The organism is Peptoniphilus equinus (assembly GCF_027921445.1).
Lineage (GTDB): Bacteria > Bacillota > Clostridia > Tissierellales > Peptoniphilaceae > Peptoniphilus > Peptoniphilus equinus.
On sequence record NZ_CP115667.1, the window covers coordinates 1,375,476 to 1,391,576 of the forward strand.

The 16,101-nt window shown below is 48.3% G+C and carries 12 protein-coding genes; 6 read left to right on the forward strand and 6 right to left on the reverse strand.

Annotation, left to right across the window (positions count from 1 at the left end; genetic code table 11):
- Positions 1-142 precede the first annotated feature (142 nt).
- Together O6R05_RS06740 and O6R05_RS06745 are read left to right on the forward strand one after the other, a co-directional pair.
- Positions 143-1,087, forward strand: a complete 945-nt coding sequence (locus O6R05_RS06740; protein WP_271191224.1) for a LysR family transcriptional regulator — start codon at positions 143-145, stop codon at positions 1,085-1,087.
- 31 nt (positions 1,088-1,118) lie between these two features.
- On the forward strand, positions 1,119-1,388 hold the full coding sequence (locus O6R05_RS06745; protein ID WP_271191225.1) for a GNAT family N-acetyltransferase: 270 nt from the start codon (positions 1,119-1,121) through the stop codon (positions 1,386-1,388).
- Positions 1,389-1,442: 54 nt separating this feature from the next.
- Here the strand turns inward: O6R05_RS06745 and O6R05_RS06750 are convergent, their stop codons facing one another.
- Together O6R05_RS06750 and O6R05_RS06755 are read right to left on the reverse strand one after the other, a co-directional pair.
- Entirely contained in the window at positions 1,443-5,696 is a 4,254-nt protein-coding gene (locus O6R05_RS06750; RefSeq protein ID WP_271191226.1) for an acyl-CoA dehydratase activase-related protein, read from the reverse strand.
- A 227-nt stretch (positions 5,697-5,923) separates the two neighbouring features.
- The gene (locus O6R05_RS06755; protein ID WP_271191227.1) at positions 5,924-6,433 is read right to left on the reverse strand and encodes a HutD family protein; all 510 of its coding nucleotides are present in this window, start codon (positions 6,431-6,433) and stop codon (positions 5,924-5,926) included.
- Between the two features lie 73 nt (positions 6,434-6,506).
- Here O6R05_RS06755 and O6R05_RS06760 point away from each other — a divergent pair, with 73 nt between their 5' ends.
- Complete coding sequence (locus O6R05_RS06760; RefSeq protein WP_271191228.1) at positions 6,507-7,064, forward strand: manganese efflux pump MntP; 558 nt, start codon at positions 6,507-6,509, stop codon at positions 7,062-7,064.
- Between the two features lie 64 nt (positions 7,065-7,128).
- On the opposite strand, the gene O6R05_RS06765 is transcribed toward O6R05_RS06760, so the two are convergent.
- Genes O6R05_RS06765 through O6R05_RS06775 form a run of 3 tightly spaced genes read right to left on the reverse strand, consistent with a single transcriptional unit; the run spans position 7,129 to position 9,970 of the window.
- Entirely contained in the window at positions 7,129-7,683 is a 555-nt protein-coding gene (locus O6R05_RS06765) for a DUF4825 domain-containing protein (protein WP_271191229.1), read from the reverse strand.
- A gap of 54 nt (positions 7,684-7,737) precedes the next feature.
- Complete coding sequence (gene phaC / locus O6R05_RS06770) at positions 7,738-8,805, reverse strand: class III poly(R)-hydroxyalkanoic acid synthase subunit PhaC (protein ID WP_271191230.1); 1,068 nt, start codon at positions 8,803-8,805, stop codon at positions 7,738-7,740.
- Positions 8,795-9,970, reverse strand: a complete 1,176-nt coding sequence (locus O6R05_RS06775) for a poly(R)-hydroxyalkanoic acid synthase subunit PhaE (RefSeq protein WP_271191231.1) — start codon at positions 9,968-9,970, stop codon at positions 8,795-8,797. The genes phaC and O6R05_RS06775 overlap by 11 nt, the downstream gene beginning before the upstream one ends.
- Before the next feature lie 132 nt (positions 9,971-10,102).
- On the opposite strand from O6R05_RS06775, the gene O6R05_RS06780 reads away from it, so the two are divergent.
- The 3 genes from O6R05_RS06780 (at position 10,103) to O6R05_RS06790 (ending at position 13,458) form a co-directional block, all read left to right on the forward strand.
- Positions 10,103-11,416 (forward strand): glutamate-cysteine ligase family protein, encoded by a 1,314-nt coding sequence (locus tag O6R05_RS06780; protein ID WP_271191232.1) that lies wholly within the window; start codon positions 10,103-10,105, stop codon positions 11,414-11,416.
- Entirely contained in the window at positions 11,409-12,728 is a 1,320-nt protein-coding gene (locus O6R05_RS06785; protein ID WP_271191233.1) for a glutathionylspermidine synthase, read from the forward strand. The genes O6R05_RS06780 and O6R05_RS06785 overlap by 8 nt, the downstream gene beginning before the upstream one ends.
- A gap of 253 nt (positions 12,729-12,981) precedes the next feature.
- Positions 12,982-13,458: a COG2426 family protein gene (locus tag O6R05_RS06790; RefSeq protein ID WP_271191234.1), complete on the forward strand. Its 477-nt coding sequence runs from the start codon at positions 12,982-12,984 to the stop codon at positions 13,456-13,458.
- 578 nt (positions 13,459-14,036) lie between these two features.
- Here the strand turns inward: O6R05_RS06790 and O6R05_RS06795 are convergent.
- Complete coding sequence (locus O6R05_RS06795) at positions 14,037-15,923, reverse strand: stalk domain-containing protein (protein ID WP_271191235.1); 1,887 nt, start codon at positions 15,921-15,923, stop codon at positions 14,037-14,039.
- Positions 15,924-16,101 lie beyond the last annotated feature (178 nt).

Genomic DNA, 16,101 nt, shown 5'->3' on the forward strand with positions numbered 1-16,101 from the left:
AGCGAACGACCTGACCGCCCGGGGCTCTTAGCTTTATTTCCAAATTTTGAAATAAAATTTATGATCAACTGTTCATAGCTTTGATTTTTTGCTATAAAGGTGATAAAATAACTGAAATTATCGGGAAGAAAAAGAGGTAACTATGACACTACAACAACTGCGCTATATTATTGCCGTGGCCCACACCGGTTCTATTCATACCGGTGCCCAACAACTTTTTATTACGCAGCCCACGCTATCTAAATCCATCATGGATTTGGAAAAGGAGATGGGCATCACCATTTTTTATCGTTCCAACCGCGGCGTCGCTTTAACCGATGAAGGCACAAAATTTCTCTCCTACGCCAAACAGGTCATTGAACAGGCGGATCTCTTGGAAAACCAGTACAAAAATGATCGGTCGGTGAAGCGAATCTTTTCTGTCGCATCCCAACACTACGCCTTTGTGGTGAATGCTTTTGTGGATCTGGTCAAGCTCATCGATAAAGATGAGTATGAGTTTTCTTTACGAGAGCTTCGCACCTACGAAATTATTGAAGATATTCGTACCCGTCGCAGTGAAATCGGCATCCTCTATCTGTCGCATTTCAATGAGGACATTTTAAAGCGAACCTTTGAATCCAACGGTCTGAGGTGGGAGTATCTGTTCTCCGCCAAACCTCACGTTTTCTTATCCACGCACCACCCTCTCGCCCTTCGCAGTTCCCTCACCTTACAGGATCTGAAAAACTATCCGCGCTTCACCTATGACCAGGGACTCAACAACTCCTTCTACTACGCTGAGGAACTTCACGCGATAGAGTATGCCAAAAAGTCCATCGTCGTGACTGACCGGGCGACGCTTTTCAATCTTTTGGTCGGCCTAAACGGCTATACCATCTCCTCCGGCATTATCTCGAAGGAACTGAACGACGACAACATCACCGCCGTGCCGTTAAAGAGCAATGAGAAGATGGACATGGTCTACATTTACCGCGCCGACAACCCTCTCTCGGATATTGCCAAAACTTATGTGGACATCCTGACAAGTTCCGTAAAAAACTACCAGCCTGCACCTTTCGATAACACATTGGGTAATAATAAATAAGTACGTTGAATGGTTACCTAAGGAGGTCATAATGGAAGTTAAACAAGGTCATAACGCATTGTATATCGGCGAAAGCCAAGAGAACTACCAAGGTATCATTATGTATGAAGACCTCGGTGATAAGATTGACGCTCAGCATACCCTTGTCAAACCGGAATTCGGCGGACAAGGTATGGCCGGTGAATTGGTGGACGCTCTGGTTGCCGAAGCACGCAAAGAAGGCAAGAAGATTATTCCCACTTGCTCTTACGTAGCTAAAAAATTCCAGGACAGCGCTTACGCCGATGTCAAAGCCGACTGATGTGAAGGCTTAAACGACAAAGACCCTCGCTACACTATGTAACGAGGGTCTTTTTTATTTGCCTGCTGTTTTAGCCTGTCCACCCACGGATTCGACTTCCGGTTCATCGTCCAAATTTTTCTTAGCCTGAGCAAGCATGAGCTTGATCCGGTTAAACTGGTTGACTTCAGACGCAGAGGCGTCGCAGTCAATCGGTACAATATTGGCGCCGGGATAGCTGTTTCGAATGGCTTTGATGACGCCTTTGCCGGTGATGTGGTTCGGCAGACAGCCAAAAGGCTGGACACAGACGATATTTTTGCAACCTTCTCGGATGAGTTCCACCATCTCACCTGTGAGAAGCCATCCTTCGCCGTACTGATTTCCCAAGTCGACAAACTCTTCAGCGTAGGCCATAATGTCTTCAATTTTTTCCGGCGCGATGTAGCCGTACTCCCGCAAGGTCTGACGTATGATCTTGCGGTAACGCTCAATATACTTGATCCCAATGTTGCACAACAATGCCGGCATCAAATTTTTCGAGAGCGACCGATACTTCACCTGAGCATTCTTAAAGGAATACATCATAAAGTCCGTCAGATCCGGAATAATAACTTCCGCCCCTTCAGCTTCCAATTTGTCCGCCAGATAATTGTTGGCAGCCGGAAGGTACTTCACCAAAATTTCTCCGACAATACCCACCTTCGGTTTTTTGTCACGATGTGTCTCCAAATTGGCAAACTCTCGGACCATAGCCTTGACGTTCGCCTCATACTTAGCATTAGTGTACGCCGACTCGTCCTTGACCAGACTGACCCAGCGATCATAGAGCATCGCGGTGGAGCCTTTGATCACTTCATACGGCCGCGTGGTTTGCGTGAGACGCACGATCAGATCGCCATAGAGCATGCCCATGACCACCTTTTTCACAAGAGGTATCAGTTGGGTCGCGGTGAGGTTGAAGCCTTCGTGTGTTTCAATCCCCTGGAAGGACGTAGCAAGCACCGGCACATGACCAAAGCCTGCATCGGCGAGAGCTTTTCGAATAAATCCGACGTAGTTGGATGCGCGGCACGCACCTCCCGTCTGGCTCATCAACAGCGTGATATGGTCGGTGTCGTACTTACCGCTTTTCAACGCATCCATAAACTGTCCGACGACAAAAATGGACGGATAGCAGGCATCGTTATTGACGTATTTCAGCCCTTCGTTGACGACTTTCGGACTCACATCTTCCAAGACTTCAAAGTTGTAACCCATGGTACGCATAATCGGTACGAGAATATCGAAGTGAGTCGGTGCCATTTGCGGCATGAGTATGGTGTGGTTGGCACGCATGGCCTTGGTAAATTCCACAGGCTTTTCGTCAATGATTTGAATGTCCTCCGGCCGTTCCCGTTTGTCCGCCGCTTCAAGTAACGAGCGCACGCGAATTTTAATGGCGCCGAGATTGTTCACCTCATCAATTTTAAGCACTGTGTAAATCTTGTGGTACGCATTGAGAATCTCATTGACCTGATCCGTCGTGACCGCATCGATCCCACATCCGAAAGAGTTCAGCTGAATCATCTCCAGATTGTCACGCTGTCCCACCAAGGTTGCGGCCCGGTAAAGCCGTGCATGGTAGGTCCATTGGTCGAGGACGCGAAGACGACCGTCCACGTCCACCAAGTGTGCCACACTGTCTTCGGAGATGACGGCAAGACCCAGTTGGTTAATGAGCTCAGGTATACCGTGATTGATTTCCGGATCGATATGGTATGGTCGGCCGGCCAGGACAATGCCTTTTAAACCCCGCTCATCCAGTTCTTTGAGCGCCGCTTCCCCTGCCGCGCGTACGTCGTCCTGGTAGCGATCCGCTTCTTCATAAGCAGCACGCACAGCTTTGGCAATTTCAGACTTGGTGTGTGCCGTGAAGACCTCTCCAAGACGTTTCTCCAACTTCTTTCGGTGGTCAAACGAGAGGAACGGATTCATAAACCGTACGTTGTTTTCATGGAGACGATCCAGATTGTTTTTAATGACTTCGCTGTATCCGCAGACGACAGGACAATTTAACGTGTTGTCCTGAGTGTCGTACTCATGCTCTTCATAGAATACCGCCGGATAGAAGATCGTATCCACCCCTTGGTCGATGAGGTTTTCAATGTGCCCATGAGTAATCTTCGCCGGATAACAGGCGGTTTCCGACGTGATGGACTCCATGCCCTTTTCATAGGTGCTGCGTGTCGACGGCTCGGAGAGCACCACGCGATAGCCTAACGTGGTGAAGAATGTGTGCCAAAATGGGTAGTTTTCATACATATTGAGGACCCGAGGCAGTCCCACCGTGCCGTGAGTCGCCTCGTCGTCAGTCAGTGACGTATAATCGAAGACACGCTGATATTTATATTGATACAAGTTCGGCAGATCGGTATCTTTTCTCACAATCCCTGCACCCCGTTCACAGCGGTTGCCGGTGATGTAACGCTTGCCATTGGAAAAGATGTTGACCGTGAGCGCACAGTTGTTGGTACACTGACGGCAATGGGTGGCCTTTGTGGTGTAGGTGAAGTGCTCCAGATCCTCCGGCGAGAGAATGGAGGACTCTTCACCTGCCTTCTCTTTAACAATAAGGCACATACCAAGAGCACCCATGAGACCTGCTATGGCCGGGCGAATGACATCGCGACCGGTGAGCAGCTCGAACGCCCGTAATACCGCATCGGAAAGGAACGTCCCCCCCTGCACAACGATATGCTCGCCCAAAAGTTTCGGATCACGAATCTTGATGACTTTTTGAATGGCATTTTTGATCACAGAATAAGCGAGTCCGGCAGAAATATCCGCTACCTCCGCCCCTTCCTTTTGAGCTTGTTTCACATTGGAGTTCATAAACACCGTACAGCGGGATCCTAAATCCACCGGTGCCTCGGAGGTGAGAGCAATATCGGCAAAGGCCTTGGCATCCATGTTGACCGTCTTGGCAAAAGTTTCAAGGAAGGAGCCGCATCCGGAGGAACACGCCTCATTTAAAAGAATGGATTCAATGACGCCGTCTTTAATCTGCATAGACTTCATATCCTGACCGCCGATGTCCAGAATAAAATCCACCTTCGGTTCAAAGAAGGACGCCGCTTTGAAATGAGCGATGGTTTCCACTTCGCCGAAGTCCAAACTGAGGGCCTGCTTGAGAAAATCTTCGCCGTAACCGGTGCATCCCGCACCTTTGATGTAGGCTTTGTCCGACTTTCTGCGATAGATCTCCCTAAGCTTATCCACCACAATACTCAGCGGATCCCCTTCATTGGAGCCGTAATAGGTATAGAGCAGTTCGCTGTCCTCACTTATAAGCACAACTTTAGAGGTAGTGGAACCGGAATCAATCCCAAGATACATCGGGCCCTCATAGGTCTCAAGCTCACGCTGTGTTAAGTCCCGCGTGGTGTGCTTGCGGCGAAAGGCTGCAAGGTCCTCCTCGCCGGTAAAGAGCGGCGGCATGGTGGTGGATTCTTTTTCCACTGCAGTCTGCGTATCGTTGGCCCGTTCATAGAGTTCCATAAATGAGATTAGCGAGCCTTCAACAGAGGAGAGGGCAGCGCCGAGGGCAACAAAAATTTGCGAGTTCTCCGGCGCAATAACCTCATCCTCAGTCAGTCCCAACGTCTCGATAAACCGTGTGCGAAGCATCGGCAAAAAGTGAAGGGGTCCACCTAAAAAGGCCACGGTGCCTCGGATAGGACGGCCGCAAGCCAAATTGGAAATAGTTTGGTTAACCACGGACTGAAAGACGGACACGGCAATGTCGGCTTTTTCCGCACCCTGATTGATCAGTGCCTGAACGTCAGTTTTGGCAAAGACGCCACAACGCGATGCAATAGGATAGATTTTCGTATAGTCGTAGCTAAGGGCGTTCAGACCGGCGGCATCCGTTTGAAGAAGCGATGCCATCTGATCGATAAAAGCTCCGGTTCCGCCGGCGCAAATGGAGTTCATCCGCTGTTCCACCGCGCCGTCTAAGTAGGTAATTTTTGAGTCTTCGCCGCCAAGCTCGATGGCCACATCTGTCTTCGGAATAAACCGTTGAATAGCTTCCGTGGCCGCAACCACCTCTTGAATGTAGTCAATGCGCAAAGCCTTATGAATAGACAATGCCCCGGACCCTGTGACGGCAATGGTCGCCGTGTCGTGCTTGAAGCGCCCGTAGGCATCGGAAATGACATTTTTCACCGTCAGCTTCACATCGGAGAAGTGGCGACGATAGGTGTCATATATGATATTTAAATGGTCATCTAAAACGACAAGTTTGACCGTTGTCGATCCGATATCCAAACCCATGTGTATTTTCATCTTAATTCTCCTTATCTTTCCCAGTAACTATAAAGTACTATAACATATTTTATAAGAAATTGTACGCTTTTCTTCTTATATATAAGTGCACAATAAAAGATCCGAAATCCAAGAAAAAAACTATACTTACTTACGTGTAAATGAGATTTTACATGCCCATATAAAAAGAGCCTTTCGGCTCTCGTTATCACCTATAAAACTCTCGCATCACTCCACTGTCGCCTCACTTAGGCGAGCGTGCAGATTAAAATCTTGCCCTGCCCTTCCACTTTCACGTGATCCCCAATAAAGGCGCTCATCCCTTCAAAGGCTTCGCCATTGACGGTAAAAGGCGTGTAGAAAAAGATCAGTGCCTTCTCTTCCACCATCAGTTCACCGTCCACATCTTTGGCAACCATCTCAAAAGGTTCACCGTCTTTAACGATGTAATTGAAATCTCGAACTTGGGAATAGGACGTGACATCATCGGCGCCGCTAAATTTCAATACTTCAAACGGCTTCAGCTCCATAGCTTCGCCATTGACCAACAGTTTTAAGTTGCCGTCCAGGGGCGTGATAAAGCGAGTGAATCCGTCATAAGGGGTGAAGGTGGAGCTGTCCAGCTCGCACGTTGCAGAAGAAATCCGCCCCGTGAAATTTTTTTCACCGACCGTAGCGCCCCTTGGCGTAATGTAAAGTTCCGATGTGGTCCCTCCGGACCAATCCGTCGTTCTAAAGTCCTGTTGTGTGATTTTCATAGTTAACCTTCTTTCTTAGTCTGCTTTTACCATTTTACCCCGAGGTATGCTAAAATATTTAGCGAGGTGTTTTATGGAGTTACTTAGTATTTTCGCCATAGCAGTCGGACTTGCTATGGACGCTTTTGCCGCCGCCATCTGCAAGGGGCTGCAGCTTCGAGAGCCGGAGTTTTCAAAAACGTTCAGTGTGGGGTTGTGCTTCGGCCTGTTTCAAGGTTTGATGCCGGTGTTTGGCTATCTTCTCGCCAGCGCCTTCGCCGAGGACATTCGTGCCATTGACCATTGGGTAGCCTTTTTTCTTCTGGGGATCATCGGTGCGCATATGATTCGCGAGTCGTTTGACAAAACCTGTGACTTTACCACCGGTTTTGATATCAAGAGTCTGCTTCTCATCGGTTTGGCCACATCCATCGACGCGATGGCCATCGGCATCAGCTTCGCCTTTCTCAAGGTGAATATAGTGTCCTCCTCGATCATCATCGGACTCACCACATTTGTCATCGCCATGATCGGCATGAGCATCGGCAACATCTTCGGCATCAAGTATAAGAGCGCTGCAGAACGTGTCGGCGGTCTCATCTTGATTGCCATGGGCATTAAAATTTTATTAGAGCACACTCTGTTTGCCTAGTCCCGTCCTTGCGGCGGGTTCTTTTATGCTCAGAAAAAAACGCCGTGACCTCACGGCGTGATCCTTATTGACCCAAATAGGCATCCAAACTTGCTTCACTCTCACCAACATCTTCAAAAGACGTACCCGCTGCGGCAAGGAGTGCGTCAGCGCTCTTTCTGTCCACATTGGCCACTTCATTGCCGTCGCTTTCTACAAATCGGAGAACTTGGGCATTCTCTACCAAGGCAAAGATCACGACACTGTTTTTGAAAAAGTCCACAGCAGAAGTGTTCTCACTCGGCACAACATGGATGGTGATGATCCCCGTGTCTCCGTCTAACATAAAACCGTTCACAGCGTATCCCGGAAGTTTCAGTGCATTTAAAATCGCTCCCACTTTGGAATTATCGCCCATGTACGACGTTTTATTGGCAATGAGCACCGCCGTGTCCACAGGTTTACGCTGAGCTTCGTCACGCTCAGACGCCTCAGGTTGTTGCGTGGCTACTGTCGTCTCAGCGGTGTTGTTTGTCCCGGACGGATCGCTTTGCCCTGCGGCGTTATTCGCCTCGTTACCTTGCCCGCAGCCGCTTAACAACAAGAGGCCCGCACAGAGAAGGATAGGTTGTAACTTCATAACTACTCCTTTAGTTGAATCATACCTATAAAAAGGCGTCCGAAGACGCCTTGTTCAGTTATCTCTTGCATCTAAGAATTCATTAATCTTCGGTCCCACTTCCCGCTGACTGCGGCCGCTGACAAAGATTCCGATGTGACCGGTCTCAACACGCAGGACTTCCACATCGGTGGATCCGATAACTTGTGGAATCGGTTCTGTCGCAGAGTTTGGCACCTGGTTGTCCTTTGTGCCCATAATGACCAAGACCGGACAGGTGACGGCTTTCAAATCCACTTTTTCGCCGTCCAGCTCGAACTCACCCTTAATCAGTTCATTGTTATGGTACATATGCTCTTGGAATTCCATATAGGCTCGGCCGACTTGATCCGGTGAATCGAAGATCCACTGTTCCATGCGGAGAAATCCCGCCATTTTTTCCGGGTCATCCATGAGATCCACCACACCTACATATTTATCAATGGCGAGATCATAAGGCTTTAACATGAGAAATCCGGCGTTCATAAATTCTCCGGGGACGTTGCCGAAAGCTTCCACCATCAGTTTCGGTTGAAGATACGGTCCCCATTTGAAAAGCAGGCCGTCATCCACATCAAAGTCAATTGGCGTCACAAGGCTCACAATATTTTTGACTTTGTCAGGATTCAGCGCCGTATAGATAAAGGTGAACGTCCCACCTTGGCAAATGCCCATCATATTAATTTTATCGATGCCGTGACGCTCGCGAATCGTGTCCACACAGCTGTCAATATATTCGTTAATGTAATCGTCCAGACCGATATAGCGATCCTCCGCTGTCGGATAACCCCAGTCGATGATGTAGACGTCCTGTCCGCCTTGAAGCATTTTTCGAATCAACGACTTGTCCGGATCCAAATCCATCATGTATTGGCGGTTGACCAGTGCATAGACGATGAGCACCGGCGTCGTATTCACCTGTTCTGTGAGCGCATGGTAATGATAGAGTTTCATCTTGTCCATTTCAAAGATGAGATCTTTCGGCGTGGCATCGGCCCCTTCCACTTTCATGTCCATCATCGTTTTCAGACCTTTGCCCATTTTTGCGCCGCCGTCTAAAAAGTCTCGCAACGACTCGATATCGAATGTAAAGTTATTTGTCATCGCCTCTTACCTCCTTTCCCGTGGTCTTCGGTGCAGTCTTGCGGGGCTTAGCTCCACCACGCTTAGCTTCGGACTTTTCCTCGATAGGAGTCTGCGTTTGCGCTTCGGCTTCTTGGACGTCCGTCGTCTTTTGCCCGGTTTGAAGCACCTTCATCTCGCGACGAAGTCTGCGGACTTCCTTTTTCAGGTCGTAAACCGTCTTGTAGAGAGAATCCATGTCGGTTTTCGTTGCCACCGGCCAATTTTTTAAGAATTCTTCAGAGACTTTATCCACCGCAATCTTCAGTGAGAGCACAGATTCCACATAGTTGCCCAGGAACTTGGTGAATTCATCGGTGTAGAAAAAGCGCTCGAAGTCATCGGAAAGGGTGCGCTTCCAGAAATTATAGAAAGCATTGAAGTCTTCCGGCTGATTACCGTTTTGATACATAGCTATCACTTCATTGACCACGTTGCGAGTGGATTCCTGAATGATAGCGGACAGCTTGATGTTCATTTCTGCCGAATAGACGCAGAATCGAATGAACCGGTCGAAGGTTTGAAGACGATCCTGCTGGGAGATACGATCAATTCCCATAGTCGGCATATTGAATAGTTTGCCGAACGTCTTAGCATAGTTGTCTTTCCATGTATTAAAGAAAGCGACGAAACCTTCCGGATCTTCATACATCCCCGTTAAGTATGCGTCGGTCAAATCTTTTTGCGCATCCGCCCACGGTCCATAGAGTGCCTCTAAAGAGCCGGTGTAATTTTTCAGCACATCTGCGGACTTCTCAGCAAGCTCTCGAAACTCTGCCGGCAGATATGGTCCGATATACTGCGTATAATAGTGATCCTGCTGCGTCTTAAACCACTCGACGTAGCGTTTCGCCCTGTCATAGTCCGGCTCACCTTGTTCAAAGACCTCTTGCCAAAGTTTGTAGAGCTGTCCCACCACGCCCTTGGCTTTTTCCATATTCTCATACACATCCAAAGGTGTACCTGTGTAGCCTGAGGTCATCGCGCCGAAGAATTTGTCGGTGATCTCTTTATAATCCGGCGTGGTAAAACTTTTCGCGAATTTAGTTGCCGATTCGACATAGGCGTCAGATTGCTGTTTGATAAAATTCATATAGTTTTGCTGCTGATTCATCATGGCATCAAAAAAATTGTAATCTTTTTCCATTGATATCCTCCTTTGTCCTGCCTCTTCTATTGAACCATATACCCTATTTTAAAGGTTACACGCTACCCAGCTAAAAAAATGTCAGACCGCTTGGTCACATGGGTATATATTATAGTGTTTAAGGAGGTATCTATGGATTACAATAAACAACTTGACCGCGTTATTCAGTATTTTAAAAGTGGCGAAGTGCCGGAATCGGACTATGCTATCGGATGTGAATTCGAGCACTTCGTTCTAGATAAAGACACATTGGAACACATTACTTACTACGGTGACAGCGAGGGCAAGCATACGATTGAACAGACGCTTCATGAGATTGCCGAGCTCTTCGATGCCGTGCCTTACGAAAACAACGGCAAAATTCTCGGCTGTGATACCGATGAATTCTCCGTTTCCTTAGAACCGGGCAGCCAGTTTGAAATCAGCATTACAGCCGGCAAGTCCCTGGAGCAGATGAGTGAGGCCTATCGGCGAATTTTGGGCGCCATCTTACCTATCTTTGAGAAGCACAACCAAATCCTGGTGCCTCTCGGTTACAATCCCGTCGCGTCCATTGACGATATCAAACTCATTCCGAAAATCCGCTATGACCACATGTTCAACCATTTCCACTCCCTCGGCGGCGACGATACCATGGGGTGGAATATGATGAAAGGTACGGCATCGGTTCAGGCCACGATTGACTACTGCGATGAAGAGGATTTTAAATCCAAATACTTCCTCGGCAGTGCCATTGCACCTATCCTCTATGCCGCCTTCGACAACGCCTACATCTTTGAAAAGGCACCGTATGAAGACTATAACATTCGCCAAACCGTGTGGGAAAAAACCGATACATCGCGCTCCGGACTTCTGCCTCTCGCCTTTGATGACCTCAGCTATAAGTCCTATGCCGAATTTATTTTAAACACCACACCGATTTTTGAAGACGTAGACGGCGAGATTCGCTCTGTGGATAAAAAGCCGTTCAAAGAGCTGTTCGATCCTGACAAAGACGGCGACGACGCCATCTTCCATGCCATCTCCATTGTGTTCCCGGATCTGCGTCTAAAAACGTATCTGGAGTTTCGCATGATGGACGGCGTGAACTATCCTCTGAACTTTGCCGCCCTGGCTCTCGTTAAAGGCCTGTTCTATTCCAAAGACAACTTAAAAGCCCTCCACGCTATCTATGACGGCACGACCTACGCCGATGTCATGAAGGCCAAAGACGAGGCTGCCCACCGCGGCTTGCAAGGTGTCTATAACGGCCTTTCGCTTCAAGAACACCTGAAAAAACTCTATGACTTGGCACACGACGCCCTCGGTGACGAAGCGCACTTCCTCGAGCCGCTCCAAAACATTATTGAAAGCGGCAACTCACCAAAGGACGTCTTTAAAGCAATCTATGAAGCACAGGGCTTACGCGCTGCCATTGATTACAACCGGGTGGATCGCAATGTTTAATAAGCACTACGCGACAGAGTATATCGAACTGATCCGTCGTGACCCGAAGCTGTACTACGACGACTATCTCAAACTCAAAGACGACGTGGCCCACTCCAACGCCATCTATAAAGATAAACCCGTACCCGTCACCTATCAGGGTCTCTTCTACGATGCGGCAGACCGTAAGGCGCTGGATGATATCTCAAAACGACTGATGGATCTCACTAAAAAAGTGGTGAATGCTTACTTGGAGGACAGCGAGTACCGCAAGCTTTTCGGTTTCAGTCCCCAGCTCGAAGCGCTCATTCTCCACGACCCGGGTTACGACATTGACGTCCCCATGGCACGCTACGACATCTTTTATAACGGCGGTGAAAACTATAAGTTTATCGAATTCAACACCGACGGCTCCAGCGCCATGAATAAGGACAACACCGTAGGTGACCTGCTCCTGGAAACCAAAGGTATGAAGGCTTTCGGCGAGCGCTACACGTTGGAGAATGTGGATCTTTTCACGCCGTGGATTCAAGCCTCCACCTCCATCTATGAGTCCCGCTATCACAGAAAACCGAACATCGCCATTGTAGACTTTCTCGACATCGGCGCCACCTACGAGTTTAAAAAATTCAAATGGCTCTTTGAAGCGGCGGGCTACACCTGTGACATCTTCGATATCAGAGATCTCACCTATAAAGACGGCAAACTGATGGGCGGCGATTACGTCATCGACATGGTCTATCGTCGTGTCGTCACCGCGGAATATATGAAAGTCTACGACACCCTCGCCGACTTCACTCAAGCTTACCTGGACAACGCCTTTATGATGATCGGCTCGTTCCGCTCACAAATCATGCACACCAAGCTGATCTTTCACATTCTCCACCATCCAATGACCATGGCACTGCTGAGCGACGAGGAACAACACTTTGTCAAAGCTCACATCCCGTTCACCGACCATCTCAACGAGGCCACATTAGGCAACGTGCTCGAAGACAAGGATCGGTGGATTATCAAACCCATCGACGACTACGCGGGCCACGGTGTCTATGCCGGTAAAAGCTTCACCCAAAAGGAATGGGAAGACTTGGTGCGGGATGCAGCGACACGTCCGTCCATCTATCAAGAGTATTATGCCATGGATCCCCTTCCCTTCGTCGAATTTAACGATGACGGCGAGCTTGAAGTCCACGGTTTTAGCGCCGTCATGGGACTCTTTATCTACAACGGCACCTTCATTGCACCTTACACCCGAATCGGCTATGATGCCACAGTGGGCGGTGCCGATAAACACTATGTCGCGCCGAATATTCTCATTCAGCCGAAAGCTTAATGCTCACCGTACATCTCTTGACATGGTCCACTGTCGCAAAATCCATTCGGATGTATCGAACCCATTAAAATATGAAAGCCTGCTCGCGGTCACTTTCCCGAAGCAGGCTTTCTTTATACGGATTTCTCTTAAGACACATGCACACACTGGCTCTCTTCCTCATAACTCCAAAAGGATTGTCACTGCCGACAGTGCATCGACGACTTAATTTTACACCGTTCAGGCTTTATGCTATGCTAAGGACGGTGAAACTATGGAACTCATCCAACAATTTATTACAGAACACGTAGGCCATGAGGTAGCCGTGATGCTGCTGTCCATGCTGCCTTTTATTGAAGTACGAGGCGCTATCCCCGTGGGAGTCGCCTTCGGTATGCCTACCATGGAAGCCGCTGCCCTCTCCTACTTCGGCTCTTTGGTGCCCATGCCTTTTCTAATCAAACTGATTCGACCCGTCTTTGATCTGCTTCGACACCGACCTCTGACTCAGACTCTCGTGGCAAAAACGGAACGCAAATCAAAACGAGATTGGGATAAAATTAAAAAGTATGAGCGCTTAGCTCTTTTTGTCTTTACCGCACTGCCGATTCCCGGCACCGGCGTGTACGGCGCAAGCCTTGTGGCTGCGCTGATGAACCTGCGCCTTATCCAAGCCATACCGACTATCGCCTTGGGTAACCTCATTGCGACCTTGCTCATCTCCGGCATCAGCCACGTCATCTTCGTGTGATAACCTCCTGCCGATCTGCTCTGTCCTCGCATCTTAGTCGATAATAACGACAGCGAACAGTCCCGACAACGCCTCACATCTACTATAGACCTCACGTCTTATGCCTCGATGGACGGACTCACCTCCACTGTTTACGCCGCGTATACCACGGATCTGTCCGTGATCCACCTAACTCTTTGCCAACCCCCTTGAAGCGACAAAATGCGACATCGACGTCGTCCATCAGGGAAGCCACCCATAGCATTGTTTTGTGAGCTGATGACAGTGTGACGCTTTAAACAGTCTCTCTCATGTCTTCACAACCAATCTATACCACCAGACTGCGAGGACCTGACCCCGAAGCTGCCACTCTCACCCCCCAATCCCTTTAGCACCATCCGCCTCTTCTTGAGAGGCTTTTTTATTGCAGCTTCAGCCAAAGGCTAGCCCCCTTACAACCGGTAGCGACGTCTGTACCCCATCATTGTCTCTTTCCTCGGTCCAACTGCCCTCATCTATCTAAGACAAGGAACCCTTAGACATGCTGCGCCGTTAAAACAAAAAAGAGAGACCGAAGTCTCTCTTAAGTTCAGAACTTGTTATTTGGTCAATTGAATGCGAACGGCACGGTTGGTAGCATCCCATTCAATGTTCTTGCCTTGGCCCTTATCGCCGGCAGTCATGCCGAGAGCCTTGCCGATTTCAGAGATCGGAAGCATAGTGCGGCCATCTTTGATTTCAGGCATTACGCTAAAGCGCATTTTCGCACCGTCAACAGTGAAATCTTGTTCATCAATGTTGATGATCACCACGTGTTTTCCGTCGGAGAACGTAGCTGTACGGGTAGCATCGTTCCAAGTTACGTTGTATCCCAATGCTTGAGCTACGAAGCGAATTGGAAGCATGGTGCGACCGTCTTTGATATAAGGCGCAACGTCCATAGTGGATGTGGTAGTCTTGCCGTCTTTCACGATAGTCATAGTACCGTTGCCGATCTTCATATCCACAGTGTAGTTGTAAACTTGGTTGCTTGCTTTACCTGCCACTTTATATGTGACGGAAGTGCCCCGATAATTTTGGTGTGACGTCTTAATGGTCAGCGTTTCGCCCTCTTTTAGAGCGCGGTTGGTCGTCACGGTGAACACACCGCTGGAGTTTGCCGTGGCGCTGCCGAGGTACTTGCCAAGGCTGTCATAGACAGATACACTGGCAAATCCGTTGACACTGTTACCGCTGACAGTGTAACTGCCCGGTACTGCAGAAGTGACGTGTGCGGAATACGTGTAGTTGCCATAGAATGGATCGCGAGGATCGTTCCAGTGCCAACCGCCTTCGTTATAGTCTTTATTGGCATTTCTCAAGTTGTACTTGGCAGTCGTCTTGCCGTCTTTTTCAGCTTGAATCGTAAAGTCGCTCAGATCATAGTAATAGCCATAGTTACCGCCGTAAGAACCGCCGGAAGTCACACGTGTGTTGTAGGTGTTGCTTACATAAGTGTGGTTGATGCGGTAGTACCCGTTGGCATTAGCATAGCCAGATCCCAAATACATAGTGCCGTTATACGCTTCCACATAGGCGTTTGGTGATGTATAGCCATCTACGTAAGTAGGCTGTGCATTCTTGCTGATGTTGTAGTTGCCGCCATAGTAGTTGTTGTTATAGCTGCCGAAGTTATAGGAAATGGAATAATCTCCATAGGTATCCGCAGTGTCGCTTCCAACTAGTGAGTTGTTTCTGTACAGACGTACTTTAGCGCCCGGAGTGGCAGTCCCTGTGACTCTGTTATAGTGTACGGTAGGTGTGCCGAGTCGAACTTCCACGTCGCGCACAGTAATCGTATAGTCTACCATTTTAGTTGATTTGTCTTTAAAGATGACCTTAACTTGATCTTTTACATCCTTCGTTAAATTGGTAGTTAAGACAAGATTTGGTGTCTCAAATTTTGCGCCTTCAGGAAGACCTAAAAGATCTTTCGCATAAACTTTAGAACCATAATCCTCAGTCAAATGAAGCGTGCCGGTAAAAGTTTCCGCTTCCGTCTTTTCTTTCTTTTCTTTTAGACCTTTAACTGCTGTGTCAAGGACAGCTTTAGCTGCGGTGTACTCTTCAGTCGTTGCGTCGGCCTTTTTAAGGGATGCTTCACCTACTTCAATAGCACCTTGGACAACTTTAACAGACTCAGCAGTGTACTTATCTCCGGCAATCTTTTCCTTTGCCGATTTAATAGCCGCTTCCAAACTTTCTTTCGCTGCTTGTTTAGCTTCTTCCGCTGCTTCTTCAGCTTCTTCAGTTTCTTCAGTTTCTTCAGTTTCTTCAACTTCTTCAGCTTCTGGTTTAGCCTCTTCAGTATCATTGGCAGGCGCTGTCACTGCCGGTACAGTCGGTTCATCTGCAGGTTCCGCTGCAAAGGTGTGCATAGGTGCGACACCAACAGCCAATGTGAATGCAAGTGCCACGGATGTAATCCGTCTTCTATTGAGTTTCATAATTCCTCCTTATTTACCTTAGCGTAATGAGCGTAGTATTTACTTACTCCCAGTATACCCTCTGGGGCGATTTATATCTATAGTTTGCGCTATTTTTTAAAATTTGTAATATAAATGTAATCTCTAAAGACTCCTATAGACATCTTGTCCTAGGTCTGTCGACTCACCTATAAAAAAA